The sequence below is a fragment of the Shigella sp. FC1967 genome, assembly GCF_001743005.1.
Classification (GTDB): domain Bacteria; phylum Pseudomonadota; class Gammaproteobacteria; order Enterobacterales; family Enterobacteriaceae; genus Proteus.
Map to the genome: position 1 here is coordinate 1 of NZ_MIIZ01000919.1, position 1,912 is coordinate 1,912.

Annotated in this window: 1 protein-coding gene; it reads right to left on the reverse strand. The window is 39.9% G+C overall.

Annotated features, from left to right (window positions below; genetic code table 11):
- Positions 1 to 211: 211 nt before the first annotated feature.
- Positions 212 to 1,609: a class II fumarate hydratase gene (fumC, locus tag BHE89_RS15885; RefSeq protein WP_069369210.1), complete on the reverse strand. Its 1,398-nt coding sequence runs from the start codon at positions 1,607 to 1,609 to the stop codon at positions 212 to 214.
- Positions 1,610 to 1,912 lie beyond the last annotated feature (303 nt).

Sequence of the window (1,912 nt, forward strand, 5' to 3'; positions counted from 1 at the left end):
TCATCTTCTTCATCAAATCTTGAAAGAATAATGAAATGCTCAGGAGAAACAGCATCATCCCCTATTCCGATAATGGTGACATCATCTTCAACATAGCAATTGACTTCTGTCGCAGTAAACGTAATTTCTTCAGTCATTATTTTTCCTATAAGATCTAAAAATCCCGCCATTAAGCGGGATTTAATATTGGCGAAATAAGTGTATTTAACACTTATTTTTTCATGCTACCAACCATATCTTCTGGACGTACCCAGCTATCGAATTCTTCCGATGTCAGGTAGTTCAGTTTCAGTGCAGATTCTTTCAGTGTTAAGCCTTCTTTATGCGCTTTCTTCGCAATTTCAGCTGCTTTATCGTAACCGATATGAGTATTTAGCGCCGTCACTAGCATTAATGATTCATGCAGTAGTTTATTGATACGTTCACGATTTGGCTCAATACCAATTGCACAGTGCTCATTGAAACTACGCATACCATCAGCCAGTAAGCGGACTGATTGTAAGAAGTTATCAATGATCATTGGACGATAAACGTTCAGTTCAAAGTTACCTGATGCACCACCAATATTAATAGCAACGTCATTACCCATAACTTGAGCACATAACATTGTTAATGCTTCACATTGTGTTGGGTTAACTTTACCTGGCATGATGGAACTACCTGGTTCGTTTTCTGGGATAGCGATTTCGCCAATACCACAACGAGGACCAGATGCTAACCAACGCACGTCGTTAGCGATCTTCATTAATGATGCGGCCAACCCTTTTAAGGCACCATGTGAATGGACTAATGCATCACAAGTTGCTAATGCTTCAAATTTATTAGGCGCCGTTACAAAAGGCTGACCTGATAATTCAGCGATACGTTTAGCAACACGAACAGCATACTCTGGATGGGTATTTAGCCCTGTCCCAACAGCTGTCCCCCCTAGCGCTAATTCACAAACATGAGGAATTGAATCATCGATATGTTTGATGTTGTGCTCAAGCATAGCCGCCCAACCAGAGATCTCTTGGCCTAACGTCAGCGGTGTCGCATCTTGCAGGTGAGTACGACCAATTTTAACGATGTCATGGAAAGCTTCTGCTTTCTCTTTGAATACTTTCAATAATGATTTTAATTCTGGCAGTAAATCCTGACGTAATGCAATAACAGCAGCAACATGCATGGCCGTTGGGAACACATCATTTGAACTCTGACTTTTGTTAACATCGTCGTTCGGATGGATTTTGCGTTCCATGCCACGAATACCACCGAGTATCTCACTACCACGGTTCGCTAACACTTCATTCATATTCATATTTGATTGAGTGCCAGAACCGGTCTGCCAGATTGCTAATGGGAATTCAGTTGGATGTTTACCTGCCAGCACTTCATCTGCAGCGGCGATAATTGCATCAGCGCGTTCTTTGGGTAATAAACCTAAATCCATGTTAACACCCGCGGCGGCTTTCTTCGTGATAGCAAGCGCGTGGATAAGTGCAACAGGCATTTTTTCAACTGAAATACGGAAGTGTTCAAGAGAACGCTGCGTTTGAGCTCCCCATAACTGGTCAGCGGGTACTTCGATTTGCCCCATTGAGTCTTTTTCAATGCGAGTGGCTGCCATTTCAATCTCCTTAAGTACACAGAATAATTGATTAATTCCGGATCATTTTCTAGTAAATAACTCGGATGCCAATATCATGCCATAAACAGAATAATAAATATGAGAGCTAAAGCGAGCTTATGGAATTTATAACAGAATGAAATCTGTTGATTTTTTTGAAAAATACAGTTAGCAACCCTATTTTATTGCCAATGCTATTATTTAAGCTTTCATATTTATACCCATACTTATTATGAGCCTTTATTATTCATCATAAATAGAATTACATCACAATTAAATATTGTCTAAATCTAAAAATGAGTA